The sequence below is a fragment of the uncultured Dialister sp. genome (assembly GCF_900538805.1).
GTDB lineage: Bacteria > Bacillota > Negativicutes > Veillonellales > Dialisteraceae > Dialister.
The window spans coordinates 43,201-49,392 of record NZ_UPZP01000005.1 but is presented as its reverse complement, the minus strand read 5'-3'; the positions used below and the strand labels follow the sequence as shown (position 1 = coordinate 49,392).

The window sequence follows — 6,192 nt, the reverse complement described above, 5'->3', positions numbered from 1 at the left end:
TAAGGAGTCCCATGACGAAGCAGTGCATAAAAATTCTTATAAAAGCAGACTCTATGAATTAATCAGTGCTTCCTTAATCTTCCCATTTGCACGTTTTCTCTAAATTCGTTAAAATATAGGTAGGAAATAATAGATTTCAGAGCTTTCAAAAGGAGGGGTTGCTATGCCGTCCAAATCACTGAAAGTCAAAGATTTCATGACCAAGTATGTGTTTACTGTTTCTCCTGATGTGACGGTGCACCGGCTGGTGGGGCTGTTTATTACCCATCCGGTGAGTGCCATTCCTGTGGTAGGGGAAGACAATGAGCTTTTGGGTATTGTTTCAGAGGGGGATCTCCTTTACAAGAAAGTGACGCCCAAGATTCCGCAGTATGTGGATGTGCTGGGCGGAAATCTGTACTACTGCGGCTTCGGCCGGTATGAAAGGTCTTTCAGGAAGCTGCTTGCTACGACGGCAGCGGAAATCATGACCAAGGATGTGCGCTGCGTCACGCCGGAAACGGATATGGAAACACTGACGAATCTGATGGTGGATGAGCATTTGAAGACCGTGCCGGTGGTGGAGAAGAAAAAGACGGAAAATACGGATATCCAGCCTCCGGCTCGTCTGGTGGGCATTATTACCAGACATGATATCTTGGGAGCCATTGCGGCTACCGAAGCGGAAGAACTTTTGAAGAACAGGGAACAGGTAAAGGAATAATCATTGACTGATTGAACTGCACCCAGTGGGTGCAGTTTTTTATTTGCGCGCTGCATAGTATAATAAGAGAAGCACTCCGGTTATCAGGAAGATTTCCCTTCCTGAAAAGGAGAGGGAGGTCATGGGTATGCTGAAGCTGGTTGTCCGGTTTTTAAATAAGATGCATAGGGGGATTCTCATATGCGGCGGGTTTGCGCTTTTCATGCTTCTTGGCGCATTCCTTCTTATGCTGCCTTTCTGCCAGACCGGGACCAGGGAGATTTCCTTTGTGGATGCCCTTTTCATGTCGGTGAGCACGGTGAGTGTTACCGGCATGAGCATGTTTGACCTTCGCTACGATTTCACTTTTATTGGCCAGCTGGTGATTCTCTTCCTCATGCAGGTAGGGGGACTGGGAATCATGACCATGATGGCCATGGTGAGTATCTATACCGGCCGTAAAATTCGTCTGCAGGAGCGCCTCCTTATCCGGGACTCCTTCAATCTGCAGACTCCTTCGGGCATGGTGATGCTGGTAAGGAAGATTATCGGCACCACCCTGGCGGTGGAGTTCACTTCCGGTACCCTGCTGGCGGTGTATCTTTATTTCAAATACGGTCCCATCGGCATTTACCTGGGCTACTGGCATGCGGTGTCCGCCTTTACCAACTGCGGCATGGATATCATGGGAAATGATGTGGGCTTTGCAGGCATGGCAGCTGACGGCTTTGTGAGCACCGTGGTAGTTATTACCATGTTCCTTGGGGGCGTAGGATTTATTGCACTGGATGATATATTAAGAAATCACCGGTGGTCCAAGCTTTCGTTCAACAGCAAGTTTATCTTTACCATGGAGGCCATCCTTATCCCTCTGGGGGTGGTGGTCTATTTTCTGATGGAAGGAAATAATCCGGAAACCATGGGCCATATGGGAACCCTGGAGAAATGGCAGAGCGCCCTTTTCATGTCCGTGTCTTCAAGGCTGGCGGGGTTTGTAGTTTTCGATATTCATTCCATGATGAGCTCCACCGTCCTTTTCGTCATGATGTTCATGTTTATAGGGGCGGCGCCTGTTTCCACCGGCGGCGGCATCCGCACCACCACCATGGGGCTTCTCATGCTGTCCCTTTATGCGTGGATACGGGGAAAGCGGGAGGTGGTGCTGTTTCATAAGCAGGTGGATTCCAAGTGTTTGATGAAGGCGTCCAACGTGTTTACCCTGGCCATAGTGCTCACTTTCATTACCGCCTTTTCCGTGTTTGCCCTGGAACCGAAGGATTTCAGCTTTGAGGACGCCCTCTTTGAATCGGTGTCCGCCTTCAGCACCGTGGGCTTCAGCATGGGGCTCACGGGGGAGTGGAATACGGCGTGCAAAATCGTTCTTATGATTGCTATGTATATCGGTCGTATAGGTGTGATGACGCTTGCCATTACTTTTGCCAGCCATCATAATAGTTCTGTGAAATATCCGAAGGAAAATGTTGTTATAGGTTAGGGAAGCACTGATTAATTCATAGAGCTTGCTTTTATAAGAATTTTTATGCACTGCTGCGTCATGAGACTCCTTAAATAGCTCGCTATTCGCGTCGTCTCATTCCTTGCATTGCATAAAAATTCAAGAATAAAAGCAAATAACGAATTAATCAGCGCTTCCCTGGAGGTAGCATATGGGTCAGAAATTGCAGTTTTTTGTAGCCGGCCTTGGCCGTTTTGGAAAAAGTGTGGCTGTTACATTGGAAAAGATGGGCTATGATGTGATGGCCATGGATATTGATGAAGATGTGGTGCAGGACCTGGCGGACACCTTGGGATACGTGGTGTGCGCCGACTGCTCCGATGAAAAGAACCTCACCGCCATCGGCGCAGGCAATGCGGATATTGCCGTGGTTTCCGTAGGAGACCTTTCCGCCAGCCTCATGACCACCCTTCTTTTGAAGGAAATGGGGGTCAAAAAAATCGTGGTGAAGGCCCTGGATCCTTTGCATGGGAAAATGCTCCAGAAAATCGGGGCGGACAAGGTCATTTATTCGGAAAAAGAAATGGGCGTCCGCGTGGCACATAACCTGATTTCTCCCGGCATTGTGGACTACATCGAAATGGAAAACAATATTACCATCCTCTCCATCCATGTGCCGGAGGAATGGATAGGCAAGAGTATTCTGGATATTGATATCCGTAAGAAATACAACATTACCGTCGTGGCCATCAAGCGGAAAGGGGAAATGTATGTCAATCCTCATCCGGATATGCAGCTGGCCTCCGATGACATGCTCATCATTCTGGGGGATTCGGAAAGCGTGAAACGGGTCACCGCCAGTCTCGAGCAGTAGGCGGCTTGATGGATACGCCCTTTCGGGCGTGAGGGTTCAGAAGGTGCAGAAGGGGCAAAGGTTCTTAAGAACCATCAGCCGCGCAGCGGCTGTCAACCTTCCCTTCCGGACCCTCTAAATCCTCTGAACCCTCTGAACCCGGGGTATGAACGGGTCCTATGGTCTGATTTGGCTGATTAGACACTTACTCACAGCCGCCTTTCTCTTGAAATCATATATATTTTTTGCTATGATACATGGTGATTTGATTTCGTAAATCTTTGTTTCCTTCTTTCTTTCAAAAGGAAACATTTCCAGACATAGAATGATTATCAGATGAACGGTTTCTTTGATTTTTAAGTAACAGGAGTGATTCCTTTTGGAAAAGTTAGTGATTCATGGCGGACGCCCTCTTCATGGACATGTCCGTGTTTCCAGCGCAAAAAATGCGGTTCTTCCTATCATTGTGGCAACGCTTCTCCCCAACACACCGGCGTCTATTATTGATGCGCCGAATCTTGACGACGTGAGCACCATCTGCAGTGTGCTGGAGTCACTGGGGGTAAAGGTGACAAGGGAAGACAATGTATTGACTTTTGATGCTTCCATGCTGGATAAGACGGAAGCATCCTATGAACTCATGAGCAAAATGAGGGCTTCCTTCCTCATTATGGGACCGCTCCTGGCTAAAATGGGCCATGCGAAAATTGCCCTCCCCGGCGGCTGCATGATTGGCAGCCGGCCCATCGACCTTCATCTGAAGGCTTTTGAAGCCCTGGGCGCTGAAATCAATGTGGGCAATGGTTTCGTGGAAGGCTATGCCCCCCATGGACTCAAAGGCACCACCATTTATCTGGATTTCCCCAGCGTAGGGGCTACAGAAAATATTCTCATGGCTGCCGCCACGGCAGAGGGCCGCACCATTATTGAAAATGCGGCGGAGGAACCGGAAATTGTAGACCTGGTGACCTTCCTTAATTCCATGGGCGCCAACATTAAAGGTGCAGGTACCAATATTATCCGTGTAGAAGGGGTAAAGGAGCTTGAGGGCGTTTCCCATACCGTTATTCCTGACCGCATTGAAGCAGGTACTTTCATGATTGGCGCAGCCATGGTAGGTGGCGACGTGGTGATTGACAATGTGCTGACGGAACATTTGAAACCGCTTCTGGCCAAGCTGAATGAAGCAGGAGTGAAGGTGATTAAGGATATCGACAGCGTACGGGTCATCAGTGACGGCCATATCCGTTCCACCGATATCAAAACCCTTCCTTATCCCGGATTTCCTACGGACCTGCAGGCCCAGTTCATGGCCCTTATGACCATTGGCAACGGCATCAGCAAGATTACGGAAACTGTTTTTGAAAACCGTTTCATGCATGTAGGAGAACTGCAGCGTATGGGCGCTTCTATCCAGGTGGAAGGACGGTGCGCCATTGTGCAGGGCGTTCCGTTCCTCACCGGCGCTTTTGTAAGAGCCACGGACCTCCGTGCCGGCGCCGCCCTCACTCTTGCAGGACTGGCAGCCCATGGAGAAACGGAAGTAGGGGAACTTCACCATATTGACCGCGGGTATGATCATCTTGTAGAAAAACTGCAGGGGTTAGGAGCAGACATTGTCAGAGTCGACAGGGATTAAAAAATCATCCCCTAAAATTTCCATGCCCGCCACGCAGAATTCCCTTCTGGACTGGATCGGTTCCTTTGGTTCTGAAGATATCGGCGTAGACATAGGTACTTCCAATATTGTTCTTTTCATGAAACATAAGGGCCTTGTCTTTCCGGAAGCTTCTGTCATTGCCAGAAATCGGATGACCGGGGAGTATCTGTCCTACGGGACCAAGGCGGAGGAAATGGAAGGGAAAACACCGCCGGAAATCCAAATTTCCCGTCCCATGAGGGAAAGTGCCATTGTGGATTACAATGGCACTGCCTTTCTTTTAAATTCCATTGTGAATAAGTCCTACCTGAAGGGCATGTTCTTCCATCCGCGGCTGATTATGTGCGTGCCTAAGGGAATCAACAGTGTACAGAGAAGAGCTCTCCTGGAAGCGGCGGTGGCCGTAGGTGCCAGAAAGACCGTGCTCATTGACCAGCCTTTGGCAGCAGTGATGGGAATGGGACTGGAAACACACCAGCAGGAAGGTACCATGATTGTGGACATGGGTGGCGGCTCCACCAAAATATCTGTGCTTTCCAAACAGGGCATCGTGGTCAGCCATTTTTCAAGAGAATCGGGGAGCAGCATGGATGTGGCGGTCCTCAATACGGTGCGGGATAAGTACCATATCCGCATAGGACGGAAGGAAGCGGAAAGTCTGAAAATCGCTCTGGGTGCATCCTGGGATCTGGACCGGCAGCCAAGGATAGCTGAGACCTGCGGCCTTTCTATCGTATCTGGGCTTCCGGTAAAAATTGCAGTGACCAGTGAAGATATTGCGGGCGCCATCAATCCGATCCTTTATAAAATCTTCACTCACATCCGGGATGTATTGCAGCGCACACCACCGGCCCTTCTGGCATCTATCCGTGAAAATGGCATCATGATGATAGGCGGCGGCTCCCAGCTTCGTGGCATGGATGATTTGATTTCCAGAATCATAGGCGTGCCGGCCCGGGTGGCGGATCGTCCGTCCTACGTGAATGCTGTAGGTGCAGGCTCTGCTCTGAACTACATCAACGATTTCAGAGATTCCCTGCAGGACTTACATTGATTGACGATTTCTTTTCATAACGTCCATAGAATGAATCATAAAAAGTACGGCTTGGGGAAACCGGCTGTACTTTTTTTGTACCCTTCAGCGGTGGAGTGTGTAAAAATTAATATATTTAAAGAAAAAATTCATAGTCCGTGGTAAAATAAAACTGATAATACCCAATTACATAGACTGAAACGAGGGATACCTATGAAAACTTGGAAAAAAGCAGGACTTACAGCAGCGGCTGCTCTTATGATGGCAGTGCCTGCTGAGGCAGCAGAAGTTTCCCAGAGTGCCGTCCTTTCCGGCACAGTGACTTCGGTGGTGGATGTGAATTCACCGGTGAAGGAGGGACAGGTGCTGGCTACAGTGGATTCTCTGGTAGGGCCTGTGCCGGCGGCCCGGGCCGATGCAGACGGCGTGGTGACGAAGGTACTGGTTGTAAAGGGACAGCAGATTACAAAACAGGATACGGTGGCTGTCATTGAGACAAAGTAATGGA

Annotated in this window: 6 protein-coding genes; all 6 read left to right on the top strand. The window is 49.4% G+C overall.

From position 1 onward, the window contains the following. The first annotated feature begins 163 nt into the window (after positions 1-163). The 6 genes from QZQ29_RS01200 to QZQ29_RS01175 all read left to right on the top strand — a co-directional run bounded on the left by QZQ29_RS01200 (position 164) and on the right by QZQ29_RS01175 (position 6,188). Positions 164-703 carry a CBS domain-containing protein gene (locus QZQ29_RS01200; protein ID WP_296958679.1) on the top strand — a complete coding sequence of 180 codons (540 nt, stop codon included), beginning with the start codon at positions 164-166 and terminating at the stop codon, positions 701-703. A gap of 121 nt (positions 704-824) precedes the next feature. Then, positions 825-2,177 (top strand): potassium transporter TrkG, encoded by a 1,353-nt coding sequence (locus QZQ29_RS01195; protein WP_296958677.1) that lies wholly within the window; start codon positions 825-827, stop codon positions 2,175-2,177. 172 nt (positions 2,178-2,349) lie between these two features. After that, a complete protein-coding gene (locus tag QZQ29_RS01190; RefSeq protein WP_296958675.1) occupies positions 2,350-3,012 on the top strand; it encodes a TrkA family potassium uptake protein in 663 nt (220 codons plus the stop codon). A gap of 358 nt (positions 3,013-3,370) precedes the next feature. Then, the gene (gene murA / locus QZQ29_RS01185; RefSeq protein ID WP_296958673.1) at positions 3,371-4,630 is read left to right on the top strand and encodes a UDP-N-acetylglucosamine 1-carboxyvinyltransferase; all 1,260 of its coding nucleotides are present in this window, start codon (positions 3,371-3,373) and stop codon (positions 4,628-4,630) included. Then, entirely contained in the window at positions 4,608-5,705 is a 1,098-nt protein-coding gene (locus QZQ29_RS01180; RefSeq protein ID WP_296958670.1) for a rod shape-determining protein, read from the top strand. Before murA ends, QZQ29_RS01180 begins: the two co-directional genes overlap by 23 nt. Positions 5,706-5,897: 192 nt before the next feature. Next, the gene (locus QZQ29_RS01175) at positions 5,898-6,188 is read left to right on the top strand and encodes a hypothetical protein (protein WP_296958668.1); all 291 of its coding nucleotides are present in this window, start codon (positions 5,898-5,900) and stop codon (positions 6,186-6,188) included. Positions 6,189-6,192: the final 4 nt, after the last annotated feature.

Excerpts from the sequence above, each read along its gene's own strand:
- QZQ29_RS01200 (WP_296958679.1), top strand. The coding sequence starts at position 164 with ATGCCGTCCAAATCACTGAAAGTCAAAGATTTCATGACCAAGTATGTG.
- QZQ29_RS01195 (WP_296958677.1), top strand. The coding sequence starts at position 825 with ATGGGTATGCTGAAGCTGGTTGTCCGGTTTTTAAATAAGATGCATAGG.
- QZQ29_RS01190 (WP_296958675.1), top strand. The coding sequence starts at position 2,350 with ATGGGTCAGAAATTGCAGTTTTTTGTAGCCGGCCTTGGCCGTTTTGGA.
- QZQ29_RS01175 (WP_296958668.1), top strand. The coding sequence starts at position 5,898 with ATGAAAACTTGGAAAAAAGCAGGACTTACAGCAGCGGCTGCTCTTATG.